This is a genomic window from Marinobacter sp. bablab_jr008, assembly GCF_016464145.1.
Taxonomy (GTDB): Bacteria; Pseudomonadota; Gammaproteobacteria; order Pseudomonadales; family Oleiphilaceae; genus Marinobacter; species Marinobacter nauticus.
The window spans coordinates 68,087-92,373 of record NZ_JACDWW010000046.1; the positions used below are offsets into that span (position 1 = coordinate 68,087).

The following is a 24,287-nucleotide window of genomic DNA, read 5'->3' on the forward strand; positions in this document are numbered from 1 at the left end:
AATAACGACCGGATTGTCTCAGGCGCCCGAGGTGCTGGCAATGAAGCCGGCAATACCGGTTAGCACGATTTCTGCCGCCATCGCGGAAAGAATCAGGCCACTGATCTTCGACATAATGTTCAGGCCGGTCTTGCCCAACGCTTTCTCCAGATAACCGGACAAGCGAAGCAATCCCGCCAGAATCAGCAAGCCCGACACCAGGCCCAGCAAACCGCCGGCCACTTCCGGCACCGCTTTAAGTTCGGCGCCGTAAACCATGATGGCACCAATGGTCGCCGGACCAATCATGACAGGAATGGCCAGGGGCACGACCGCAATGTCATCCCGGTCCTCTTCAGGCAAGCCGGTGGCGTGGTTGCGGGTGCCGCTGTTCACCAGGCTGATAGCAGTGAGGAACAGCAGGCTGCCAGCGCCGATGCGGAAGGAGTTCAGAGTGATGCCAATCGCGTTGAACAACAGCGGGCCGGCGAAGAACAGAATCACACCCAGAATAAAGGCCGAGACACAGGCCCGACGAATGATGGAGGTTTTCTCCGCCATCGGGAGCCCCCGGGTGAGGGCCAGGAACATGGTGACCACGAAAAACGGCGCCAGCAGGAACAGGAATCGGATGGTGCTGCTGAGATAGGTAGAGAAAAACGTTTCAAACATTCGGGCAAATCCGGCACAGGGTTAAAGCCGGTAAGCATAGCGCCCGAAAGGCTTTTTTGCCGTAAGGAAGAGAACCTATGGGTACTCAACGCTTCTTGATGGACGGCTTGCGGGGCTTGCCCGGTTTCGATGGCTTACCTTTGGATCCCGGACCACGACCACCCGGCTTTGGGCCGCCACCGGGTTTACCAGAGGGCCGTTTACCGGGCCCGGTACCAGGGCCTTTTCGCCCTTTACCAGCCGGTGGCTTCCCGCCAGATTTTGCGCCACCCCGCGCCGGTTTACCACCGGGCCCCGGGCGAGCGCCCCTCGCACCCGCAGGCTTCTTGCGGGATTTGTTGCCAGCAGGCTCCGCAGCCTCGGACGAGGAATCCCGGATGGCATCGAACAGTACCGCCAGTTCCTTCTCCGTCAGATCCCGCCAGGCGCCCACCGGCAACCCCTGCAGACTGACATTCATGATGCGCACCCGCTCCAGCCTGGTCACCTCGTAGCCAAAGTACTCCGCCATACGGCGAATCTGGCGATTCAGGCCCTGAACCAGAGTAATGCGGAACACAAACCGGGACACCTTTTCGACCTTGCAGCGCTTGGTCACGGTACCCAGAATCGGCACACCGTTACTCATTCCCTCTACGAATTCCCGGGTGACCGGCTTATCCACCGTCACCAGGTATTCTTTCTCGTGGTTATTCCCGGCGCGCAGGATCTTGTTGACCAGATCGCCATTGCTGGTCAGGAAAATCAGCCCCTGGGAATCCTTGTCGAGCCGGCCAATGGGGAAAATCCGTTCACTGTGGCCGACAAAACGCTGAATGTTGTCTTTCTCCGCCCTGTCGGTGGTGCTGACAATACCCACCGGTTTGTTCAGGGCGATGAACACCAGATCTTCTTCGTCTCTCGGCTCCACCACCTGGCCGTTGACCTTCACCACATCCCCGGGCAACACCTGATCGCCCACCTGGGCCCGGCGGCCGTTGATGTGCACGTTGCCCTGCTCGATGTACCGGTCGGCATCCCGACGGGAGCACATGCCGCTCTCGCTGATGTATTTGTTCAGTCGGGTTGAGGTTCGGTTGGCCATGACATCCTGCCGGTTTCAGATGATGGGTGAATGCGGGCCAGGCAGCACGCAATCCGCGCATCATCCCATTGCATCACCGTGACGGCAACTGCCGGTCACCGCCTGCGGAACGGATAGAACAGCTGCCCCAGATAGGAACCCGGCAGTTTCTGGGTCGTGCCATACTCCGCTGGCCAGTGCGCTTTCGGGAAATGATAGGTACCGAACAGCCGGTCAAAGAGCACCGTGTGTGCCGAGTAATTGGTATCGATGGCCGGCTTCTCTGAGCTGTGGTGCCAGTGGTGGAACTGCGGCGTTACCAACAGGTACTTGAGCGGCCCCCAGGGCACATTGAGATTGCTGTGGATAATGATGGCCTGCAGCGCGGCAAACGTGACGTAGATATCCAGCGCTTCCTTGCTGGCTCCGAGCAGATACAACGCCAGCATCACCAACCCCCGCTCAATAAAAATCTGAACCACATGCGCGCGGGAGCCCGCCAGCCAGTCCATGGTTTCCACCGAATGGTGAACCGCATGAAACAGCCACAGCCGCCGGACTTCATGGAATACCCGATGCTCCCAATACAGCACGAAGTCGGCCACCAGAATCAGCAGAACCACCTGCAGCCATAGCGGCGTGCTCTGGATAGCCGCCTGAAGACTGTCGCTGGCCACCCACTCAAAGCGCGTTACCAGGAAGTTGCCAAACAGCAGAACCGCTGAGATCAGCAGGTGATTCAGGCAGAAGTAAAAGAAATCCAGCCCCCACTGATCCCGCAAGATGACCTGCTCCCGATACTTCGGAAAGAGCTTCTCCAGGCTGGTAAAGACAATGGTGGAACCCAGAAAGGCCAGAATCAGCCAGTCCACGCCAAGAGACAGAGGTTTCGGCTCCACCGGCCCGACCGGCACGTTGTAGCCACCCAGGGCAAACGCGATCAGCGTCATGGCAATACCTGCAGCGCCAAGTCGTTTACGACGATCAAGAATGAAGGTGGTAATGCCGAAAAACAGGGAGAACCACATACCGTACTTCAGGACATCCTGAAGCGCCTCGGCATCATACGCGGCACGAAGATCGGTGGTGGTCAGGTACGAAGGGAACAGGTAGGCAAGCACCGCCGCCAGGCTCAAGCCTCCGAGAAATATCGAAAAATACCCGGGGATTCGTCCGTTCCGAAAGCGAAGTTCTTTGTCCGGGCGGGGCACTACCACCCGCTCGCGGTACTGGTAATCGGTATCCTGTTCCGTATTCATGCGTTCCCTGCTGAAATTTCAGGCTTAGCAACAAGCGCCGAATAACCAAGGGCGCCAGTTCATGATCCGTGTTCCAGTGGATCGGGGTGCTTATGGTATTTCAGGAACGCGAAAACTACCAACCACTCGTTGGGATTCCGTGTTGATCCAGGAAATCCCCATGTTGTTCCAGATACTCTTCGGTGTTTACACGGTAGATGTCGGGGTCCCGATCCAACTCGTTCGCCTGGAATCGGGCGAGCTCTACTTCATTGCCGATCTGGTTCATCATCCAAACCACCACTTCACCGCCGGGAGCGAGGCCAAACACAATGAAATTTCTTGGCTTCATTACGCCACCGTGCAGCTCGGTTTGTAATAGTGCAGGCTCTCGCATTCTGTCCTGCCAGGCTCGGGGAACCTTAATGATTCGCTGATAGAACTTTTGCTCTGCAAATGAAAACCATTGGATGGCTACATAATCAGGAAACAGATCCATTCGACCGGCTATTCCGGCTGGGCCGGACGGTCCTTTCCAGCAGCAGCTCATTGAGCCAGCTGGATGATACCAACTACGTTCACCTGATCGCTCGAACTGGAGATGCTCAACCCAGACATCGTAGTGTTTCGGTGTGGCGAGTGAGAAATACCAGGAGATGTCGTTCTCCGCGATTGGCTTATTACTGCATCCGGCTACGGAATAAATAGCCAATATAAATAGAAGTTTAAGAAAGTTGTTCCGGCTCATGCTTTTCCGATTCCCTGTTGGTAATGGACCGTTCTCTTTCTCGTTGGGGTTGGTCGCAATGGATGCCCCCAAGGCTGGAAAGGAAACTCCATCGAAACCTCCTGTTCACCAAGCATAAACCTGATAGGGTTATAGTGGCTTGAGCAGTGGGTATAGCGCTGCTTTAGCAGCATTCGTTGTTTTGGGACCAGTTGGGGAGCGTCTACTCCGTTCACTATCTGCGATTTGAGGCTATCACAGATAGCTGCAAGCTCTTCCGGATAGCTCCAAGAATCCTCATCCGGGATCGCATCAAATAGTAGTCCGGCTTCCTTGGCCATTTCATACATCAAGTTCAAACAAAGATTGGAGTATTCACCACTGACTCTTCTCCTCATCTTCAAAGCAAGATCAACCCGGCCATCGGGCGCTGGGTGCTCACTGCGTTTCTGTGTAATTTCGAGGGTGGGTGCGGTGCCATCACGCATTGGCAGGCTGTAATCCCCAATCCAGCCCTCGGACTGGATCTCGACCATGAGAGCCTCAAGGTTATCCCATTTCATGGTTTGCTCTGGTCGTTGAGTGTCGGAGCCTCTGATCTCCATAACGGGTGCAAGAAGCAACTCCTCATCCTGAAGCGAATGGTACCCTCCCCCCACATCAGAATGAGCGCCCGGCAAGCTTATCTCACGAAAGTTTTCGGGTAGTCGGCCATCAGAATCTCCAACGCTATTTAGGGCAAAATTAGCTCTTATTTCATCGCGCGCGACAAAGTGAACTACCTTCCCAATCTTGGACGAATCCAGCTTGAGTTCAACAGGATCGTTTTCTCCGTCTGAAGCGGAGAAATCTCCGGCTCTGAGATTCACAATTCCGGCAACGGTATCAAATAGTCCTAGAAAGCGAACCTCAACCTGCTCAGGCCAGCCGATCCCTTGTTTAGAGAGTGCCCTACCAAATTTTCCCGCACGACCTCGAAGAATCGAATTTGCCGCATGACGAGCCGCCGCCGCACCTCTGCTGAAGCCAAAGAGATCAATAGAGAGCTTGGTCACGGGTCGACCACGCAGTCGAAGATTCGCAATCGCTGCTGTGGAGTCGAATAGACGATTAACCTGTGAAACTACACCCGTTTTACCCAACCCTGTTGCCGAATCGAGCGTGGAGTCTTCACCCCCATTTTCAGTACCCACTCCATGGCTATACGTTTTCATCATCAGGCTTGTCATTTCGCCATCTTGTGTCTCGCCCTCCCTGTACAGATCAAACAACTTAACCACATTGGTCGGCGCATTGGCGTAGCTGTCACCTAATTCCAAAGCAAGCCGATCAGCGCACGCTTTGGCCGCCTCTGGATCCGTTTGTTCGAGAACTTCGCATTCTCTTACCTGCTCCCGAAAGAGTTCGATATTATCGATATTGTTCAATGTCCCATCGGTGAACAGCCCCATTACGAGGTGCACTCCTCGTTCCGGAGACGTGGAATTATGCTGCTCTCTCATTGGCAGAGGCGCAATGTTGGCGGAGCCCCCTATCGGAAGAGATAAGCGATGTTCATCCTGACGAGGTTGGTCTCCGCCAACGGATTCTGCGAACTGGTTCCACTGTTCAATCTCATTAAGACTGGATGCCCCGGTGGCAGACATTTTCTGAAGTGTCTGCGGCGTAATCCGGCGTCGATTCATTTCAGCGACGAGTTCCTCTAATCCAGGAATTCCCCGGCCAAAGGTCCCGGCACAGCTCCAAAGGTCCGATTCCTCCGCCTCGCTACCTGGCCTCCAGGCGACTAATGGAGCCGAAACCGACCCACTTTCGATGTCGGAATAGACAAGGCATAACTCACCGGCCTCAATCTTCGAGACCAGTTCCTGATAATGGATATCAGATCGGCTATGCGTAAAAGGGGGGGAATAATGAAAAAAGAGGGATGCTGGAATAGGGGTTCCCCTGCGGAACAACTCCCGGATTTTTTCTGCGGCAAAGAATGGACTCTCCAACCGCAACAGATCCTGCGGTTGGAGATCATAGTGATACTTAAGAAACATGACCTTCCTTGTCCTGGACAATAGCGGTAGCGCTATCTGATAAAAAGTGAGCGCAATCCCTGGCTCACGACGCCGTATAAAACTAAGTCATTGGATTTCGTTGAACAAGGTATTCTGTCTCAATTCAACTTCATAGCGACCGAAGCTTCCTGACTCGGGCGCCCGATTATCTCTCGTTTTAACTCGCCAACGCCGGCTCCGCACCCTGCTCCATCACCTCCGCCGATTCACACACATACTGCTCGGCATCAAACCGCCGGGTCTGCTGCCGGAACTGCCAGGTGAAGCCTGGCCACAAGGTGGTGTTCTTGCCGTTCTCGTTCACATACCAGCTCTTGCAACCGGTCTGCCACACGGAGTCGCCGAGTTTGGCGTGTATAGAGGCGTTGTATTGGCTGTAGGCATCCTCTTTCACTTCCACGCTCTTCCAGCCTCGGTGGTCCATCTTCTTGATGGCATCCAGCACGTACTGCACCTGGGACTCGATCATGTACACCATGGAGCTGTGGCCCAGCCCGGTGTTGGGACCCATCAGCATGAAGAAGTTTGGAAAGCCGGCCACGGTGGTGCCTTTGTAGGCTTCCGCACCCTCGCGCCAGGCGTCGAGCAGATCCTGGCCACCACGGCCGAAGATCATGCCCCGGGGGATGGGTTCCTGGGCCTTGAAGCCGGTGCCATAGACAATGCAATCCACCGGGCGCTCGGTGCCATTGTTGTCGATGATGGTGTTACCTTTCACTTCGCGAACGCCGTCTGTCAGTACGTCCACGTGTTCCTGGTCCAGGGCCGGGTAGTAGTTGTTGGAGATCAACACCCGCTTGCAGCCGAAGTGGAAATCCGGCGTCACTTTCTTGCGCAGTTCCTTGTCCTTGATCTGGTTGCGGATGTGTCGACGGGCCTGCAACTCACCGACTTTCAGAATGCGCGGGTTACCCACGAAGCCAAGCACCCGGGCTTCCAGCATCCAGTAAATGCTCTGGCGGAACGCATTCAGGGTTTGCGGGAACCGGCGGAACATGGCCCGCTCCAGTGGCCGGATTTCCCGGTCAGGCTTGGGCATGATCCAGGGCGGCGTACGCTGGTAAAGGTCCAGATGGGCGGCGTCTTTGGCAATTTCCGGCACGAACTGGATGGCCGAGGCACCGGTGCCGATAACCGCCACCCGCTTGCCACGAAAATCGTAGTCATGGTCCCAGTTCTGGGAATGGAAACTGGCCCCTGTGAACGTGTCTATGCCCTTGATCTCCGGATACGCGGGGGTGCTCAGGCCGCCCATGCCGGACACCAGAATCCCACTTCGCAGCTTGCGGATTGGCGGCAGGGCCTTGTCGCTGCGATCCAGTTCATCCCCGGGCTTCAAACCTTTCTTTTCCATGTAGTCCCAGAGTTTTGCACTGTTGCAGGTTTCCACAACCCAGCCCGAGGTGGCCTCATCCCAACGGGCACCCGCCACGTGGGTATTGAAACGAATGTGATCCATCAGGCCGTATTTCTCGGCGCAATGCCGCAGGTACGCCTGAATCTCCGGCTGGGGAGCAAACATGCGGGTCCAGTTCGGATTCTGCTCAAAAGAGAAGGAATACAGCGCAGATTGAACATCGCAGGCGCAACCCGGGTAGTGGTTATCGTGCCAGGTGCCCCCGACATTGTCGCTCTGCTCCAGAATCACGAAGTCGTCAAAGCCGGCCTCTTTCAACTTGATGGCCATGCCCAGGCCGGAAAATCCGGTGCCGATAATGGCGATCTTGGCGGTTTGTTTCATTGCTGCACTCCTGTGTGGCCTGAAGGGCCTTGCCTGTTGTTGTCGGTGTGGTCATCATGACCAGTAGACACATGTATACCGGTCAAAGTAGACACCTGTATACCCACTCGCACAGGAATGGCCCTGAGTGACAGGTTGTTGGCCCAACGCCCAAAGGAAACACGACTCGATGCAACGACTTGCCGGCGGAAAACTGAAACTGGTCCAGGCCGCTCTAAGGCTGATTACCCAAAGCCGCAGCCTGACCTCCCTGGGCCTGCGGGAACTGGCCCGGGAGGCGGGGTTAAACCCGAACACCTTTTACCGGCACTTCCGCAATCTGGACGAATTCGGTTTGCAAGTGCTGGGGTATATCGCCGAGGACATGAAAGCCGGCGTGCGGCAGTTGCGGCAGATGGCGGATTCCTCGGAACAGGCCTCCCACGACACCGTCACCTTTGTGTACCACTACTTTCTGGCCAACCCCGCGGCAACCACGGTGGCGGTCAGGGAACTGCATGGCCCGTCGCCCGTGTTACGCCGGGCTCTCGAAGCACAGCTGGACGCCAGTGCCCGGGAAATGGCCGAGGATATTCTGGAACGCGGGCTGGTGCCCGGTGTCGATGAGGTGGTGGTACAGGAGATTTCCAACATGACCATCCGCTACATCCTGTTCCGGGCCATGGACTATATCGAGAAGCCCGGGCAGCGGGAGCGGATTCAGGTGGAAACGGAGCGGTTCATCAACCGGCAGTTCCGGGGGGCATTAATTGAGGAACTGGATTCCGGGCAGATTCTGGCGCTGAAACAGGCGCCGGCCGCTGACTGAGGTCAGGCCGGCGCCCGGGAGCTTTTATTCGGTGGTGTTGTATACGTAAGAGGATACGGTGCCGTCGTTATTGAAACGGACCACCAGATCCGTGGTTTCATCGTCACCAAAGGCGGACCAACGATACTTGCCGTAAGTCCAGGTGCGCTTGCCGTCTTCAATACCGGTGCGCCAGGGCTCACCAAACATCTCCTGTATCTCGGCGCGGGTCGTCTCACCGATCGTTATCTGGTCGACATTATGAGTCGCAAAATCCCGGCCAACGCTGGCGCAACCCACCAGGGTGACCAATACCGCAGCCAGCCCAGCCAGTTTAAGATGACGCATCAAAGCCATATCCAACTCCTTGTCTGGTGAATAGCAACAATCTGCCTACAGCATAGCGTTTCTGGCGATTGCTGCGATTACGAACCGGACAGATTTCAGACCCAAAAAAGCCGCGGGCCCGAGGGCGCGCGGCAGGCACGATCGAAGGGGTAAGTTCGATCAGTAGAGTTTGGCCAGAGACTTCCTGGCGAAGGCTTCCACTTCGTTCAGGCGGCCTTCTTTCACTTTCACCAGCCACTCAGGGTCTTGCAGCAGGGCACGGCCAACGGCGATCAGATCGAATTCACCGTTGTTCATGCGCTCAACCAGCTCATCAATGCCAGACTGCTCGACCGACTCTTTCTTGCTGGCGAAGGTGCCGCTGATGAAGTCTTCGGTCAGGCCCACACTGCCAACCGACATGGTCGGTTTACCAGTGATCTTCTGGGTCCAGCCGGCCAGGTTCAGATTGGAACCTTCGAACTCCGGTTCCCAGAAGCGGCGGGTGGAAGCGTGGAAGATATCGACACCGGCCTCCGCCAGAGGCTTCAGGAAGCGCTCCAGTTCCTCGGGGCTATTCACCAGTTTTGCTTCGTAGTCCTGCTGCTTCCACTGAGAGAAGCGCAGCATGATCGGGTAATCCGGGCCCACGCGGTGGCGCACTTCCTCGACGATTTCCACCACAAAGCGCAGGCGGTTTTCCAGGCTGCCGCCGTACTCATCGTCGCGCTGGTTGGTGCCTTCCCACAGGAATTGATCCAGCAGATAGCCGTGGGCGCCGTGGATTTCCACACCGTCGAAGCCCAGAGCCTTGGCATCCTGGGCGGCATCACCGAAAGCCTTGATCACGTCCTGGATGTCTTCCCTGGTCATGGCCTTGCCGTTGGGCTTGCCAGGCGCAAACAGGCCTGAAGGGCTGTAACCGGGAACAGAGGGATCCGGCTCGATACCTTCCTTGCGTACCGCGCCCACGTGCCACAGTTGCGGGAAAATGGCGCCGCCGGCTTCGTGCACGGCATCCACCACTTTCTTCCAGCCCGCCAGGGCTTCGTCGCCATAGAAGGCCGGTACGTTCGGGTAACCGTTGGCAGCCGCGTGGTTCACGACAGTGCCTTCGGTAATGATCAGGCCAACACCGGCCTCGGCGCGGCGGCGATAGTAGTCCACCACATCCTGACCGGGTACACCCTTAGGCGAAAAATTGCGGGTCATCGGCGCCATGGCTACGCGGTTGCGCAGCTTGAGGTTATGAAGTTCAAACGGCTCGAACAAAGGACCAAGATTCATACTCATGTGATGTGCAACCTCATCAATTTGGTTTCGTAAAGCAACCCTATTAAATCCGGTTTCAAAATGCAACCCTATTCGGTACACTCCCCTACATGGCCAGAAAACGTTTTGATGACTCCAACTGCTCCGTCGCCCGCGCCCTGAATGAAGTGGGGGACTGGTGGTCGCTGCTGATTGTGCTGCACGCCATGTACGGCACCCGCCGGTTTGTGGATTTTCAGCAGCAACTGGGGATTGCCAAGAACATTCTGTGCGACCGACTGGCCAAACTGGTCGACAACGAGGTCTTGCGCAAAGTGGATGTTGGCGAGCACGGCTCACGCTTTGAGTACCGGCTCACTGAGAAAGGCCGCGACCTGTTCCCGGTGGTGGTGGCTCTGCGCCAGTGGGGCGACAAGTGGAACCCGTCTCCGGACGGCCAGCCCCTGGACCTACGGGACCGCGATAGCGGCCAGCCAATACAGCCAGTCACCGTGCAGAATACCCAGGGTCAGCCCCTGTCCATTCGGGACGTATTTGTGCCCAGCGATGAAGACAATCCCCTCGACGAAGCCCAGGGCTGACCATCCGCAATAGCCGCATTCCCACCTTTTCTTGAGTTGAATCAAGACTTATTGGCCAGTCGCGCTGCCTTCCGCCATTTCTTGCGCTAAATCAAGATTGCCTGTCCGGATGTCATTACATTTAAGCCATCGATCTTTCATGGATAAGGAGATGGCTATGTCTCGTGGTTTTAAACTCAGTGTTCTGGCTGCGGCCGTAATGGCAGTGGCTCCTGCAGCTCAGGCTTTTGAAGCGGGTGATTTTGTTCTGCGTGCGGGTGCGGTTCATGTCGCGCCGGATGACTCCAGTGATTCCATCACCGTAGGCGGCGCACCGCTGCTGGGAGCTGGCGTGGATTCCAAGGTCAGCGTTGACACCAACACCCAGCTGGGCCTGCGTGCAACATACATGGTGACCAATCACCTGGGCCTGGGCGTACTGGGTGCAACCCCGTTCAAACACAACATTAACGGTGGCGGCGACCTGCCCGGCGACCTCAAGCTTGGTGAGACCAAGCATCTGCCACCTACCCTCACGCTGCAGTATTTCCCGATGGCGAGCTCTTCCGCTTTCCAGCCGTACGCAGGCGTGGGTGTGAACTACACCGTGTTCTTCGAAGAGAAAACCAGCAGCAATCTGGATAACGCGTTGGGTGTGGCATCCAGCGAACTGGAACTGGACGACAGCGTTGGCGTCGCCGTTGAAGTAGGCATGGATTACATGCTGAGCGAGAACTTCGGTCTGAACGCCGCGATCTGGTGGGCCGACATCAACACCGACGCCAGAGTCGATGTGTTTGATGCCAACGGAACCAAACTGGCAGAAACCGATGAATTCGAAGTCGAAATCGACCCCATGGTCTACATGGTAGGTTTCACCTACAAGTTCTGATCCGCACTCCCGGTAGCTCCCACGGTCTGTCGGCTACCGGATGGTGCGTTCTCCTGCGCGGGGCTTCGGCCCCGCCTTTTTTATGTCAGGAGAAACGGTTTTCAGGCGCTCTGGCGTTGAGCCGGGCGACCACTTCTACCCTGCCCCTGGCCACGGCCCTGTCCTTCGCCCTGACCACCACGGCCACGACCGCCGCTACGACCAGTCGGCTTCGGGCCAAAGCTCTTACCATTGCCACCCTGAGGGCGACGATTCCGCGCCTTGCTCGGGTCTGCTTTGGCCTTGGGCTTCAGCGGCAGGTTGTTTTTCGGCTCGAAGCCTTCCACTTCCTTGCGCGGAAGCTGCTTCTTGATCAGCTTCTCGATACCCGCCAGCAGCTTGCCTTCGTCAGCACTGACCAGTGACAGGGCATGGCCACTTTCACCGGCACGGCCGGTACGACCAATGCGGTGCACGTAATCTTCCGGCACGTTCGGCAGTTCAAAGTTCACCACTTGCGGCAGCTGTTTGATATCCAGGCCACGGGCAGCAATGTCGGTGGCGACCAGTACGCGCACTTCACCGGCTTTGAAATCCGCCAGGGCACGGGTACGGGCACCCTGGGACTTATTGCCGTGAATGGCGGCAGCCGTGATACCGTCTTTCTCCAGCTTCTGGGTCAGGCGGTTGGCGCCGTGCTTGGTACGGGTGAAAACCAGTACCTGATCCCAGTCGTTGTCACGCACCAGCTTGCTCAGCAAGGCTGTCTTCTGGCTCTGGTCAACCGGGTAGACGGACTGCTTCACTTTCTCGGCGGTGGTGTTACGGGCCGCCACTTCCACCTGCACCGGGTTATCCAGCAGGCCCTGGGCCAGGGTACGGATTTCGTTGGAGAAGGTGGCGGAGAACAGCAGGTTCTGGCGCTTGGCCGGCAGCAACGCCAGGATCTTGCGAATATCGCGGATAAAGCCCATGTCGAGCATGCGGTCGGCTTCGTCCAGCACCAGGATTTCCACTTCGTTGAAGCGCACCGCGTTCTGCTGGTACAGGTCCATCAAACGGCCCGGTGTGGCCACCAGTACGTCCAGGCCCTTGCGCAGCTTCATCATCTGCGGGTTGATCTTTACACCACCAAAAACCACAGCGGCCTTGGTGGGTACGTATTTGCTGTAAAGGTTCACGCTATCGTGTACCTGGGCGGCCAGCTCACGGGTGGGTGTGAGAATCAGGGCGCGGGGGCCTTTGCCAGTGCGGGGATTTTCCGCCAGGCGCTGCAACAAAGGCAGGGTAAAACCAGCGGTTTTACCGGTGCCGGTCTGGGCCGCGGCCATTACATCTTTGCCAGACAGCACCGCAGGAATCGCCTGCTGCTGGATGGGAGACGGGGTTTCATAACCCTGATCGGCGGTGGCACGGACCAGCTGCTCGGACAAACCGAGAGAAGAAAAACTCATATACGATGTACTCTTGATTGATTCTGCCTCCACGAACACCGTCGTCGGCGAATGCGGGCAGATGCCATGAAAGTCATGGAATAAAAGACGACTACGGTCACTCGCCGGGTTCGGGGTGACGTCCTCTGACAGGTCGTATGAAATGGTTCGCAAGGCGGCTTTAAGCCGGAAACTGCGGAATCCCTAGAGGCAGGATGCAGGCACGGTAACAGAGCACCCGGCAAATAGCTATAGGTGGTTTTATTGGCCGGCCTTCATTTTCAGGGTGATAAATGGAACTCTGACAGGGCCCGGCGGTCATTAGCCGCCGTATGCTACTAAAAACTCACCGATTTCCGGAGATTCCATGCTCAGCGTAGGCATCGGCCCCCTCAGCCTGTCCATCGGACACCTGCTTCTCGTTCTGGCCTTCGTGGTTGCCCTGGTGGTTGGCGGCCTGATCGGCCGGAAAGAGAAAACGCCGGTGGCCGGTACCCTGGCCGATATCTTTCTAGTGGCCATGGTCAGTGCCCGCATCGGTTTTGTGGTGCGCTACTTCAGCGAGTACCAGGGCGACTGGCTGGGCATGATCGACATCCGCGACGGCGGGTTCGACCTGGTGACCGGCCTGTTTGCTGCGTTTGCCTTCACCGGTTACCTGATGTGGAAACGGGCGGCCATACGCCGGGCGCTGGGCTCGGCGGTCGCGGCTGGCCTCATCATCTGGGGCGGTATGTCTGGCATTATTGCGCTGATCAACCAGCAAACCCGGGGCCTGCCGGAAGTGGCGCTGACCGATCTGAACGAACGCCCGGTAGACCTGGCCAGCCTGGCCGGTGACAAGCCCACGGTGGTCAATCTCTGGGCCACCTGGTGCCCGCCATGTATCCGCGAGATGCCTGTGCTGGAAGACGCCCAGCAACGCTACCCGAACGTGAACTTTGTGTTCGCCAATCAGGGCGAACATCCGGCAACCATCCGCAAGTTCCTGATGGCACAGAATCTGAACCTGAGCCACGTACTGAGCGACAGACAGAACCGGTTTGGCCGGGTAGTCGGCAGCCACGGCTTGCCCACCACCCTGTTCTACAACGCCGAGGGCCAACTCGTGGATACCCATATGGGCGAACTGTCCCGCGCCAGCCTGGCCCGAAGCATCGAGCGCTTCAACCCGGCTTACCTCAGGCCAGCCACAGAGTCAGACTGAAGCCCAGAAGACTGGCGGCGCAAAGACCCGACAGCGACAATGCCAGGCTCCAGCGAAACGAGGCATCCCTTGTCCGGTATCCGGTCAGCCGTTCCATAATTAACGCATTGGCCGCAAAGGGCGTGCCGAAGGCGGTAATACCCCAGCCAGTAACCATGGCGATGGCCAGGCCGAGCTGAGCTGCGCCCGGCCACAGCGAACCCAGAATACCGCCAATGAGGGTAGCAATAATAATCGGGTTCATACCCGCCAGTCCGGCAGCAAAAAACACCCAGGGTACACCGGCCGCCAGCAGCGCCCAGAGCCACACCGGTAATTCCGGCTGACCGCTGATCTGGCCCAGTACCACACCACTGAGCACCGCCCCGATAAACGCCGAGCCACCAACAATGGCCAGCTCATTGCTGACATTGGCCATGCTGGCCAGGGGCGGATTTTCCCGCTTTAACCAACCCAGAATCCGGTACAAGAGCACCGCTGCCAGACAGCTCAAGGCCACCGCATGGGCATAACTCAACCCGAACCGGTGGCTGAGCCAGAGTACACCCACGCAGATTGCCAGAATCAGCCCACCAAAACGCAACCAGCTACCCGCGCCAGCACGGTTAACGCTCCGCTCTGTGCTTTGCAACGGTTCCGGTTCTCGCCAGTGCAGCCCCGCCAGCACCATCACCACGGAAAACGGTACCGCCAGCAACAACAGCGAAAGCAGACTCACCTGCGGCAACAGCGTCAGGGTCAGCACCACTGAAATGGACAGGGGCGAAAACATGGGGGCGACGCCAAACCCTCGCAAAACAGCCCGGGTGGCATTGCGGGTAGACTCGGAATCGCCGTTGCGACGGATGCGCTCGCCCACCAGGCTGCCCACCACCGCCACCGAACCAAAGTTCAGGGGAACAGACACCAGCGAAGTGCCAAACGCGAGGCTGAGGTATCGGGCCAACGGCTCACCACCAAACAGACTGACGGAAATCTGTTGCAGGTCCTCCGTACGGGCCAACACATTCGACAGCAGCATCACCGCCAGCATCAGGCCGGCCAGCCGGGTCATGTTGCCGGAGGCGGTCTCAATCAGCTCCGGGTCATAGCCCAGGGCGAAAACGAACATGGCCAGGGCCACCACAAACACCACCCGGGGCACATTGCGCATGTCCTGCCAGCCCAGCAAGACGGTCGCACCCGCGGCGGCAGCACCCAGATAGGTCATACCCGGCAGGCTCGCCAGAATGGCAGAGAGTAAGGCAACGTAGGCTAACGCAGAGCGAAGTGGCAGCAAGACCGTTTCCCGGACAGATCAAAGGAACCCGAATAGACCACCTATGTTAAGGAAGCTACTTTTACCGCGCCATCAGCAATTATGAGGATGGCCATCAAACCAGCCCATGCTCCCTGGCACTGGCCTCCAGGCGGGCCTGCTCCTGTTTCAATAACGCGCTGACGGCCTTCAGTTCGCGAATCCGGGCATCCACCAGAGCCCTCTTGCGGGCCATCACCGCCGCACCCTGCAGGCAATCAATCCGGTCCGAGCGAACCGCATCCAGCAACTCACGGATTTCGTTCAGCGAAAAACCCAGGCTCTTGAGTTGCCGCACCATCGCCACACGCGCGACGGCCTGCTCCGGGTAGTCCCGATAGTTGTTTCCGCTGCGGCCCACCTCCCGGATCAGCCCCTGTTTTTCGTAGTAGCGCAGGGTATCCCGGGTCACCCCGGTGCGCCTTTCCAGTTCCGATATCCTCATGCCAAGCACCCTCCCTGTTGACCTTCGAGCATACTCCATACTTTAGGCTGCGTTCGACTCAATGAACAAGGAACGCACCATGACCATCCTGATCACCGGCGCCACCGGTTTTATTGGTAAATATCTTTGCCTCACCCTGATGCAGCAGGGGCATGACGTGAAAGCACTGACCCGCTCCAAGTCCAGCCTGACACAGCTCACCGGCTTTCTCGAACAGCAGGGCGTCGCCATGGAGCGGTTTTCCGCCCTGGAAGGCGATCTGGAAAAGCCGGACCTGGGGCTGGTCACCTTACCGAGCGGCATCGAATGCATCGTGCATCTGGCCGCCCGGTTCGCCTGGAACCTGCCCGAGCACGAGGCCCGTCACACCAACGTTACCGGCAGTCTTCGGGTGGCGGAACTGGCCCGCCACCTGGACTGCCGGCTGGTGTTTATCACAGGGTTCATGCTCGCCAACGAGGCACACCTGTCACGCCAGGGCATTCAACTGAGTCACCCGGAGCAGACCGACTGGAGCCAGGTGTACCGGCAAGCCGGTGGCTATGAGGCCAGCAAACTGGAATCCGCATTCCGCTTGCGGGAATTCGTGGCAAAGCACGGGCTGGATGCGGTCGAAGTACAGCCGGCGACGGTGGCGGGCCACCGTTCAACGGGGGACCTGGACCCGGCCCAACCGCTGTACAGCTTGCTCGACAACCTTTACCACGGGCGACTGGCCATGATTCCGGGGTCGCCAGAGCACTGGTTGCCATTGATTCCGGTGGATAGCCTGGCGCAACTAATTGCAGCGGCCTGCACGGCCAATCGGGTGCCCGATACGCTGTTGGCGCTGGACCAGAACACGCCCAACCTGGCGGGACTGTTACAGGCCGCTGCGCAACTCCTGGGCAAGCCTGGTCCCCGCAGGCATCTTCCTATCGGCGTGATGAAAGCTCTGCTGGCCATACCTGGCTTGCCCGGGCTGCTGAAGGTGGCCCCGGAGTCCCTGGCGTTTATTCAGACCTGCCGTTTCGACACATCCCGTACAGAGCAGTTTCTGGCGCAGCAGAACGTGCATTTACCGCCGTTCGCTCAGTACCTGGAGGCAAGCTGCCGACACTACTGCCAACGTCTCGGTGTCGGCGGAGGAGCGGTAACAATCGGGGCCTGACTCAGGCCCCGAACAGAGCCGAACGCAGCGGGCGAAGGAAACCGGATGAACGGCCTTCGCTCGCGCGACTGGGTTGGCCATCAAACTCAAGATAGCCGTCTTCGATGGGATCGAAGCGCAGGATCTTCACATCCTGCAGATAGTTCTGGGAGGCTTTCCACGGGCCGTGGGTGCCCTGACGCGGCAACCGGTCTTCTGCCCGCTTGATGTAACCCGCGTCGAGGGAACCGAGAATGGTATCGTCTCCTTTACTGTTCTCGGTATCTCGTGCCACGGCCACCTGATGGCCGTTACGATCCATGTGGTTGATCAGCCGGCACAGGTACTCACTGGCAATATCGGCTTTCAGGGTCCAGGAAATGTTGGTGTAGCCAAAGATCATGCCCGCGTTGGGTACGCCTTCCACCATCACATTCTTGTAGATCACCTTGTCCTTGAGCGCCACCTCCTGGCCATCCACCCGGGGCGTGATGCCGCCCAGCATCTGGATGTCCAGGCCGGTAGCCGGAATGATGATGTCGGCTTCCATCTCCTCACCGGACTTCAGGCGAATGCCGGTTTTGGTGAAGCGTTCGATATGATCGGTCTTGATGGAGGCGGTGCCGGCTTTAATGGCCTCAAACAGGTCGCCATCTTTCACTACACACAGACGCTGGTCCCAGGGGTTGTAGTCCGGGCTGAAGTGGCGCATGTCGGCCTTGCCCTTGAGTTGGCGCTTGATGATTCCCAGGAACAACCGGCGCATGGCCTTCGGGCTCTTGCGCGAGCGCTCATACAGCAAACGGGAGATGGAGATATTACGGGCACGGGTCAGCCGGTAGGCGGCCTTTTCCGGCAGGACTTTCTGCAAGGCCAGGGTGACTTTATCGGTAGATGGCAGCGGCATGAGATAAGTGGGCGAACGCTGCAACATGGTAACGTGTGCGGCCTTCTCCGCCATGGTGGGCACCAGAGTAATGGCCGTGGCACCGCTGCCGATCACCACCACCTTCTTGCCCGTGTAATACAGGTTTTCCGGCCAGTGCTGGGGCTGGACAATCTGCCCCTTGAAGTCGGCCTCGCCCGGAAAATCCGGTTTGTAGCCCTGATCATAATTGTAGTAGCCGGTACAGCCCACCAAAAAGCTGGCGGTGAAGGTTTCCCGATCACCGGTCTGCTCGTTCTCGGCCGTCAGGGTCCAGCATTTGTCGGCACTGGACCAGTCCGCAGTTTTCACGGCCACGCCATAACGAATGTGGCGCTCGACATCGTTCTCTTTCGCGGTTTCCGCCACGTAGTTCTTGATCGAAGCGCCGTCCGCCAGCACCTTGCCCCCGGTCCAGGGCCGGAAGTTATAACCAAAGGTGAACATATCGGAATCCGAGCGAATACCCGGGTAACGGAACAGGTCCCAGGTGCCGCCGAGGGACTGGCGGCGCTCCAGAATGGCGAAACGCTTGCCAGGGCATTCCCGTTTCAGGTGGCAGGCCATGCCGATGCCGGATACTCCGGCGCCAATGATCAATACATCATAATGCTGTTTAGCCATATCCTGCCCTCTCGGAATCCGATCCGTTTCTTGTAATCACGTGTAGAGAATCACGATAGCGCAGGCCGACAGCTCCGGGAATTGGCCAATCTGCGCTCAGGATATGGCTGTTTGAGTCAGTCGTGGTGACCGATTGGCCCCTCTTTGAACAGGAATTCCCGAAGGTACTTGTCCATGGTCGGATCCTTCCGCCGAATCCACTCAAGCACCATGGCCGCGTGTTCTTTCTCCTCGTCGCGATTATGTTCAAGAATCGCTTTGAGTTCCGGATCCTTGCAGGCATCCACCCGCTGGTTGTACCAGTCAACGGCTTCAAACTCTTCCATCAGCGAACTGACGGCCCGGTGCATATCACGGGTGTCGTCTGTCAGTTCACCCACCGGCTCATGATAACTGTCGTTTGCCATGCATCACTCCTGATTGGCGGTTACTAGGTGCCCGTTGGCACCCTTAGACCATAGCCAAAGCCAGCGACGACGACAAACTTACCCGCGCTCTTCTCCCGACCGTGGCGCCTGCAGATCAAGCCCGGGATATTGTTTCTGCAACCGGTACAGCCGGATGATGGTAATGATGTTGGTAACCAGCACCATGCCCTCAGCCAGAGTACCGCCGACGGATCCGATCACCAGGTTATTGAGCATCCAGGCCAGCGCCGCCAGCCCCAGAACAATACGAAGGGGAATACCCCGGAGCATGAACATGCCCACGGTGCCGAGAACGGCGGCGGTGAGGGGAAACACATCGGTAGCAGACGTCCAGGTTGCCCAGGCCACCAGCAGATTGACCACCAGCATGACCGCCATGATCAACCCGTTGCCCTGGTACCGGCGCGCCAGGGCGATGCGCAGGATCACCAGTACCGTCAGGGCCGCCGCCGTCCAGCTCTGAAAGAACGCGAACATCAGGGCGAAGGCCACATTGGCCGAAATCAGCAGTACCAGGAGGCGGTCGTCGTTCTTGTTGGCAAAACCGGCAATACAGAACCCCAGGGCCACCAACCCACACAGCTGCCCCAGCCCCTGGCTGAGCGTAAGCCCGGCAACCAGTTCTGTCATAGCGGTAATCCCCTCTCCCGATGCTGCACCCCAGCCTGCCACACTTACCGGGTTTGAGCCATGCACAAACCTGTGCCAGAGTGCTTCCACGTTGATATCAAGGACCCGCGCCCTATGAAAACCGTCTTCTCCCCGTTGCACAGCCGGCGCCATGTACGCACCGAACTGGATGGCGGCCTGCTGATCGAACCCCATGAAAAACCCTCAAGAGCCGAGACCATCCTGGCCAGGGTGAAAGACCAGGCCCTGGGCGAGATTCTGGAGCCGGAAGAATTCGGGCTGGCGCCGATCCAGCGCGTGCACACACCGGATTACGTGGCGTTTCTGGAGACCTGCTGGCAGGACTGGCTGGCTGCGGGCAAGCCCGGCGAAGCCATTCCCGCGGTGTGGGCAGGCCGGGGCATGCGCCACCGGATTCCCAAGGACATTGATGGCCGCCTGGGCTATTACAGCTTTGCCGCCGAAACCTCGATCTCGGAGGGCACCTGGGAAGCCGCCCGCGCTTCCGCCAACGTGGCCCTGACCGCCCAGAAACTGGTGGCCGATGGTGAGCGCGCTGCCTTTGCCCTGTGCCGACCACCCGGGCACCACGCCCACGCCGACCTGTTCGGCGGCTACTGCTTCTTCAACAACGCAGCTATCGTGGCGCAGGCGTTCCGGGACCAGGGCTACGGCAAGGTTGCTATCCTGGATGTGGATTTCCATCACGGCAATGGCACCCAGGCCATTTTCTATGACCGGGCCGATGTCCTCACTATCAGCCTGCACGGCGACCCGGATCTGGTGTTCCCGCACTTCCTAGGGTTTGAAGACGAGCTGGGGGAAGGCACCGGCGAAGGCTACAACCTGAACATCGTCTATCCGCCGGGAACGCCCTACAGCACCTGGAGCCAGGGCCTGGAAACCGCTTGCGAGCGCATTGAAGTGTTCAAGCCCGATGCCCTGGTGGTGGCGCTGGGCGTGGACACCTTCGAGCACGACCCCATCTCGTTCTTCAAGCTGGCCTCGGAAGACTACCTCAGCCTGGGGCAGCGCCTGGCGCAGCTGGGTTTGCCCACCGTGTTTACCATGGAAGGCGGCTACGATGTGGACGCCATTGGCGTAAATGCGGTCAATGTCATGCAGGGCTTTGAGGGAAAATCCTGAGTAATACTGGCGACCGGAGGGAGCCCCTTCCTCCGGCGCGCTATCTGCCACCCTGTTTCATCAACGCCGCCGAAAAGCCGTCCATTAATCGCTCGGCACTCACAGGCACCTCGCGGAGCTGCGAATTGAACACCCGACTGAAAGCCCGGAAATCGACAGCTTTCCAGTTTTCCGGCGCAAGCATGTGGGCGATGTCGTCCACGTTGTCGGCAGTCGCAGCCTTAAACTGGTAGTGCATCGAGGCCGATTGTCCGCTATCTGCAAAATCGTATCCCCGGTGATAGTCGTGCACCAGCAATAACGCCAGCCCTCCACCCATGAAATGCCGGCCAAGACTGACATACAGATCGCCCGCGCGAATCGCCGCAAGCGCTTCCGGCTCCCAGTCAATGCCACCCACTACCAAGTCATTGCCGGGACGTAAGCCCGCGCGCCTGGCAGCATCCATGGCGCCAAGCGCCATGCCGTCGCTGGCGCTCCAGATTGCAGCCGTATTCGGATACCGCCGCAACAGCACCGATGTTTTGTCTCTCGCCTCCAGCTCGCTCCAGTCGGCACGAACAGACTGCAACAGTTCCGAGCCTGCCCCATCCGTCGCCTCAAGCAGCCCGAGACTGCGATCACGAGCTGCAGAGGAATCCAGGGTGCCAGTCAGTGCAACAACAGGTACCGGCTCATCAGACCTGACCAGGTTGAGCACCCGTGCTCGCTGGTCGAGCATCCTGGCCAGTAGTTGACCACCGGAGACATTATCGACCCCCAGATGGCCAATCCAGTTCTCCATTTTTTCTCTGGGCGCAGAACCCACCTTCTCTCGCGCGGCCTCTGGCACCGCAGTGTTAAACGAGAACACCTTAACGCTTTGCCGGCGCGCATAATCCAGGATCTGCGCGGTTACCTGCTCCTTCCACATGATGATCAGGTAATCGGGTTTCTCCTCCCGACTGAGAACTTGCTGGACCAGCTTCAGATAACTGAGCCGATGCCGCCCCTCATCGAACAGGACGTCAAACTCAACCTCCAGGTCCGCAGCCACCTGCTCCATGAAACCTGCAACCATGTGCCAGAAACGGGATGTATCCGGTGACAGGAACACCACATTCGGGAGCGTGTCCGACGCACTCGGGTTTGGGAGCGTATCCGCATCCGCCACCCGACTAACGGTGCCCAGAAACAGGCTGATCATCAGTACAACACGTAAAACCATGCAGCTCCTTAGCCGTCGGCAAATCTTGCCGGTCAGTATAACGAACAATACGGTATCCGCATCGACCTCTCCCCAGCCGATCGAACCCGGTGCCTCTGGTCACCCGGATTGGTGGAAAATGTCATTGCCTGTAGCTTGCTAATCGGGAGATCATCAGCCAACCATGCGCAAACTCTGGATGCCCGGAATGGAAAACTACCTGAGAGCCACCCCCTTCTTCGACTACGACCATCCCGCCGTCGAGGCCTGGGTTCAGCAGCACCTGGCCGGCGTAGCGGACGACCCGGTGGCACAGATCAAGGCGCTGTATCTGGCGGTGCGCGACAGCATCCAGTACAACCCCTACGTGTTCAGAACCGAGCCACGCACGCTCTCGGCCAGTTACGCGCTGGAATCGGGCGAAACCTACTGCATTCCCAAAGCCGTGCTGCTGGGTGCCGCAGCCCGCTCCATCGGCATTCCCAGCCGGCTGGGCCTGGCGGATGTACGTAACCATCTGTCCAGCCCGAAGCTGATTGAGTGGCTGCGTTCCGACATTTTCCGCATGCACGGCTTTATCGAGCTGTATCTCAATGGTCGCTGGGTGAAAGCCACACCGGCCTTCAACCGACAGTTATGCGAGCTGATGAAGGTAGAGCCCCTGCCATTTGATGGGGTGAACGACTCGGTCTTCCAGGAATTCACGGAAGACGGCCAGGCGCATATGGAATACATCAATGATCACGGCGTGTTCGACGATGTGCCCTTCGATTTCATCGTTGACGGCGTTCGCCGGGCCTATGGCCACCTGTTTGAAGCGGATGGCCAGCCCCAAACCATGACGGGCAGCCTGGAACAGGACATCTCGGACCGTTCCTGAAGCCATAAAAAAACCGGCAGCCCACTTCCCGTGGGCGCCGGTTTCAGGGGTCAGCCTGAATTCAGGCTTGTGTGAACAACTTACTCAGCAGAATTACGGATCAGGAAATCGAAGGCGCTCAGGGCAGCCTTGGAACCTTCACCCATAGAGATCACGATCTGCTTGTAGGGCACGGTGGTGGCATCGCCTGCCGCGAACACACCCGGGATCGAGGTCTCGTTACGATCATTTACGATGATCTCGCCGTGCTGGCTCAGTTCGATGTCGCCTTTCAGCCACTCGGTGTTCGGCACCAGGCCGATCTGAACAAACACGCCTTCCAGTTCAACGTGATGCGACTCACCGGTGGTACGGTCGGTGTAGTTCAGGCCGCTGACCTTGCCATCGGTACCCACCACTTCCGTGGTCTGGCCAGACGTAATGATCTTCACGTTGTTCAGGCTACGCAGTTTCTTCTGCAGCACTTCATCGGCACGCATCTGCTCGCCAAACTCGATCAGCGTCACGTGGCCGACAATACCTGCCAGGTCGATGGCCGCTTCCACGCCGGAGTTACCACCGCCAATCACCGCTACGCGCTTGCCTTTGAACAGCGGGCCGTCGCAATGCGGGCAGTAGGCCACGCCCTTGTTGCGGTACTCTTCCTCACCCGGCACACCCATCTGACGCCAGCGGGCGCCGGTGGACAGAATCACCGTGCGAGCTTTCAGAGAGCCGCCGTTGGCCAGGCGTACCTCGTGCAGGCCTCCGGTCTGCTCGGCCGGAATCAGCTTCTCGGCACGCTGCATGTTCATGATGTCGACTTCGTATTCGTTGACGTGCTGCTCCATGGCCGCCACCAGTTTCGGGCCTTCGGTGTAAGGCACAGAAATCAGGTTTTCGATGCCCATGGTGTCGGCCACCTGGCCACCAAAACGCTCAGCCGCGATACCGGTCGCAATGCCCTTTCGTGCGGCATAGATAGCCGCAGCAGAGCCTGCCGGGCCACCACCGATCACCAGAACGTCAAACGCATCTTTCTGGTTGATCTTACGAGCTTCTTTTTCAGCCGAGTTGGTGTCCAGCCTGGCCGCAATCTCTTCCAGCGTCATCCGGCCCTGGCCCCAGGGCTGGCCATTCAGGTAAACACTGGGTACCGCCATCACTTCACGCTGCTCAACTTCGTCCTGGAACAGGGCACCGTCAATGGAGGTGTGCTTGATGTTCGGGTTCAGCACGCTCATCAGGTTCAGGGCCTGAACCACGTCCGGGCAGTTCTGGCAGGACAGCGAGAAGTAGGTTTCAAACTCGAACTCACCTTCCAGCTCCTGAACCTGCTGGATCACTTCCTGAGACGCCTTGGATGGATGGCCACCCACCTGCAGCAGGGCCAGCACCAGCGAAGTGAATTCGTGGCCCATGGGAATACCGGCAAAGCGAACGCCAATGTCGGTGCCTACACGATTGATGGCGAAGGACGGACGACGCACCTCAGTCGATTCCTCGGTCCGCAGGCTGATCTTCTCGGACATCGGCTCGATTTCTTCCAGCAGCTGCTTGAGCTCCTCGGACTTCTTGCTGTCGTCATAGGCTGCCACCAGCTCAATCGGCTGCTGCAGCTTTTCCATATAGGCCTTCAACTGTCCTTTGATATTGGCATCCAACATGTTTGGTA

Annotated in this window: 23 protein-coding genes; 7 read left to right on the forward strand and 16 right to left on the reverse strand. The window is 58.2% G+C overall.

The window, feature by feature from the left end; all coding sequences use genetic code 11:
* Positions 1–18: 18 nt before the first annotated feature.
* The 6 genes from JIF53_RS04515 to JIF53_RS04540 all read right to left on the reverse strand — a co-directional run bounded on the left by JIF53_RS04515 (position 19) and on the right by JIF53_RS04540 (position 7,486).
* The gene (locus tag JIF53_RS04515) at positions 19–651 is read right to left on the reverse strand and encodes a MarC family protein (RefSeq protein WP_114434948.1); all 633 of its coding nucleotides are present in this window, start codon (positions 649–651) and stop codon (positions 19–21) included.
* An 85-nt stretch (positions 652–736) separates the two neighbouring features.
* Complete coding sequence (gene rluF, locus JIF53_RS04520) at positions 737–1,735, reverse strand: 23S rRNA pseudouridine(2604) synthase RluF (RefSeq protein ID WP_199451921.1); 999 nt, start codon at positions 1,733–1,735, stop codon at positions 737–739.
* A 95-nt stretch (positions 1,736–1,830) separates the two neighbouring features.
* Positions 1,831–2,973, reverse strand: a complete 1,143-nt coding sequence (locus tag JIF53_RS04525; protein ID WP_199451922.1) for a sterol desaturase family protein — start codon at positions 2,971–2,973, stop codon at positions 1,831–1,833.
* 115 nt (positions 2,974–3,088) lie between these two features.
* Positions 3,089–3,700: a DUF2931 family protein gene (locus JIF53_RS04530; protein ID WP_199451923.1), complete on the reverse strand. Its 612-nt coding sequence runs from the start codon at positions 3,698–3,700 to the stop codon at positions 3,089–3,091.
* On the reverse strand, positions 3,697–5,724 hold the full coding sequence (locus JIF53_RS04535; protein WP_199451924.1) for a T6SS phospholipase effector Tle1-like catalytic domain-containing protein: 2,028 nt from the start codon (positions 5,722–5,724) through the stop codon (positions 3,697–3,699). The genes JIF53_RS04530 and JIF53_RS04535 overlap by 4 nt, the downstream gene beginning before the upstream one ends.
* Positions 5,725–5,902: 178 nt before the next feature.
* The gene (locus tag JIF53_RS04540; RefSeq protein WP_199451925.1) at positions 5,903–7,486 is read right to left on the reverse strand and encodes a flavin-containing monooxygenase; all 1,584 of its coding nucleotides are present in this window, start codon (positions 7,484–7,486) and stop codon (positions 5,903–5,905) included.
* A 169-nt stretch (positions 7,487–7,655) separates the two neighbouring features.
* Between JIF53_RS04540 and JIF53_RS04545 the strand changes: the two genes are divergently transcribed.
* Positions 7,656–8,294 carry a TetR family transcriptional regulator gene (locus tag JIF53_RS04545; protein ID WP_022991366.1) on the forward strand — a complete coding sequence of 213 codons (639 nt, stop codon included), beginning with the start codon at positions 7,656–7,658 and terminating at the stop codon, positions 8,292–8,294.
* A 24-nt stretch (positions 8,295–8,318) separates the two neighbouring features.
* Here the strand turns inward: JIF53_RS04545 and bamE are convergent, their stop codons facing one another.
* Both bamE and JIF53_RS04555 read right to left on the reverse strand, forming a co-directional pair.
* Positions 8,319–8,630 (reverse strand): outer membrane protein assembly factor BamE domain-containing protein, encoded by a 312-nt coding sequence (gene bamE / locus JIF53_RS04550; RefSeq protein WP_041655220.1) that lies wholly within the window; start codon positions 8,628–8,630, stop codon positions 8,319–8,321.
* A 150-nt stretch (positions 8,631–8,780) separates the two neighbouring features.
* Positions 8,781–9,893 carry an NADH:flavin oxidoreductase gene (locus tag JIF53_RS04555; protein ID WP_036148773.1) on the reverse strand — a complete coding sequence of 371 codons (1,113 nt, stop codon included), beginning with the start codon at positions 9,891–9,893 and terminating at the stop codon, positions 8,781–8,783.
* An 89-nt stretch (positions 9,894–9,982) separates the two neighbouring features.
* Here JIF53_RS04555 and JIF53_RS04560 point away from each other — a divergent pair, with 89 nt between their 5' ends.
* Both JIF53_RS04560 and JIF53_RS04565 read left to right on the forward strand, forming a co-directional pair.
* The gene (locus tag JIF53_RS04560; protein WP_113879339.1) at positions 9,983–10,453 is read left to right on the forward strand and encodes a winged helix-turn-helix transcriptional regulator; all 471 of its coding nucleotides are present in this window, start codon (positions 9,983–9,985) and stop codon (positions 10,451–10,453) included.
* A 157-nt stretch (positions 10,454–10,610) separates the two neighbouring features.
* Positions 10,611–11,324, forward strand: a complete 714-nt coding sequence (locus tag JIF53_RS04565) for an OmpW/AlkL family protein (protein ID WP_014423066.1) — start codon at positions 10,611–10,613, stop codon at positions 11,322–11,324.
* A gap of 101 nt (positions 11,325–11,425) precedes the next feature.
* Here JIF53_RS04565 and JIF53_RS04570 read toward each other — a convergent pair whose 3' ends face one another.
* Complete coding sequence (locus tag JIF53_RS04570) at positions 11,426–12,757, reverse strand: DEAD/DEAH box helicase (protein WP_113879340.1); 1,332 nt, start codon at positions 12,755–12,757, stop codon at positions 11,426–11,428.
* Positions 12,758–13,103: 346 nt separating this feature from the next.
* Between JIF53_RS04570 and JIF53_RS04575 the strand changes: the two genes are divergently transcribed.
* Positions 13,104–13,943 (forward strand): TlpA disulfide reductase family protein, encoded by an 840-nt coding sequence (locus JIF53_RS04575; RefSeq protein ID WP_199451926.1) that lies wholly within the window; start codon positions 13,104–13,106, stop codon positions 13,941–13,943.
* On the opposite strand, the gene JIF53_RS04580 is transcribed toward JIF53_RS04575, so the two are convergent.
* Both JIF53_RS04580 and JIF53_RS04585 read right to left on the reverse strand, forming a co-directional pair.
* Positions 13,918–15,222 carry a hypothetical protein gene (locus JIF53_RS04580; protein ID WP_199451927.1) on the reverse strand — a complete coding sequence of 435 codons (1,305 nt, stop codon included), beginning with the start codon at positions 15,220–15,222 and terminating at the stop codon, positions 13,918–13,920. The genes JIF53_RS04575 and JIF53_RS04580 overlap by 26 nt on opposite strands.
* Before the next feature lie 94 nt (positions 15,223–15,316).
* Complete coding sequence (locus tag JIF53_RS04585) at positions 15,317–15,685, reverse strand: MerR family transcriptional regulator (protein ID WP_199451928.1); 369 nt, start codon at positions 15,683–15,685, stop codon at positions 15,317–15,319.
* Positions 15,686–15,764: 79 nt separating this feature from the next.
* On the opposite strand from JIF53_RS04585, the gene JIF53_RS04590 reads away from it, so the two are divergent.
* Complete coding sequence (locus tag JIF53_RS04590; protein ID WP_228285465.1) at positions 15,765–16,835, forward strand: SDR family oxidoreductase; 1,071 nt, start codon at positions 15,765–15,767, stop codon at positions 16,833–16,835.
* 1 nt (position 16,836) lies between these two features.
* On the opposite strand, the gene JIF53_RS04595 is transcribed toward JIF53_RS04590, so the two are convergent.
* The 3 genes from JIF53_RS04595 to JIF53_RS04605 form a co-directional block, all read right to left on the reverse strand.
* Entirely contained in the window at positions 16,837–18,363 is a 1,527-nt protein-coding gene (locus tag JIF53_RS04595; RefSeq protein ID WP_199451930.1) for a flavin-containing monooxygenase, read from the reverse strand.
* Positions 18,364–18,479: 116 nt separating this feature from the next.
* Positions 18,480–18,770, reverse strand: a complete 291-nt coding sequence (locus JIF53_RS04600; protein ID WP_011787234.1) for an encapsulin-associated ferritin-like protein — start codon at positions 18,768–18,770, stop codon at positions 18,480–18,482.
* A 78-nt stretch (positions 18,771–18,848) separates the two neighbouring features.
* Entirely contained in the window at positions 18,849–19,421 is a 573-nt protein-coding gene (locus tag JIF53_RS04605; RefSeq protein ID WP_113879346.1) for a YgjV family protein, read from the reverse strand.
* A gap of 114 nt (positions 19,422–19,535) precedes the next feature.
* On the opposite strand from JIF53_RS04605, the gene JIF53_RS04610 reads away from it, so the two are divergent.
* Positions 19,536–20,567: a histone deacetylase family protein gene (locus tag JIF53_RS04610; protein ID WP_023008741.1), complete on the forward strand. Its 1,032-nt coding sequence runs from the start codon at positions 19,536–19,538 to the stop codon at positions 20,565–20,567.
* Between the two features lie 40 nt (positions 20,568–20,607).
* Here the strand turns inward: JIF53_RS04610 and JIF53_RS04615 are convergent, their stop codons facing one another.
* The gene (locus JIF53_RS04615) at positions 20,608–21,774 is read right to left on the reverse strand and encodes an ABC transporter substrate-binding protein (RefSeq protein WP_199451931.1); all 1,167 of its coding nucleotides are present in this window, start codon (positions 21,772–21,774) and stop codon (positions 20,608–20,610) included.
* 187 nt (positions 21,775–21,961) lie between these two features.
* Between JIF53_RS04615 and JIF53_RS04620 the strand changes: the two genes are divergently transcribed.
* Positions 21,962–22,633 carry a transglutaminase-like domain-containing protein gene (locus JIF53_RS04620; RefSeq protein ID WP_228285468.1) on the forward strand — a complete coding sequence of 224 codons (672 nt, stop codon included), beginning with the start codon at positions 21,962–21,964 and terminating at the stop codon, positions 22,631–22,633.
* An 80-nt stretch (positions 22,634–22,713) separates the two neighbouring features.
* Here the strand turns inward: JIF53_RS04620 and ahpF are convergent, their stop codons facing one another.
* Positions 22,714–24,279: an alkyl hydroperoxide reductase subunit F gene (gene ahpF / locus JIF53_RS04625; protein ID WP_199451933.1), complete on the reverse strand. Its 1,566-nt coding sequence runs from the start codon at positions 24,277–24,279 to the stop codon at positions 22,714–22,716.
* Positions 24,280–24,287 lie beyond the last annotated feature (8 nt).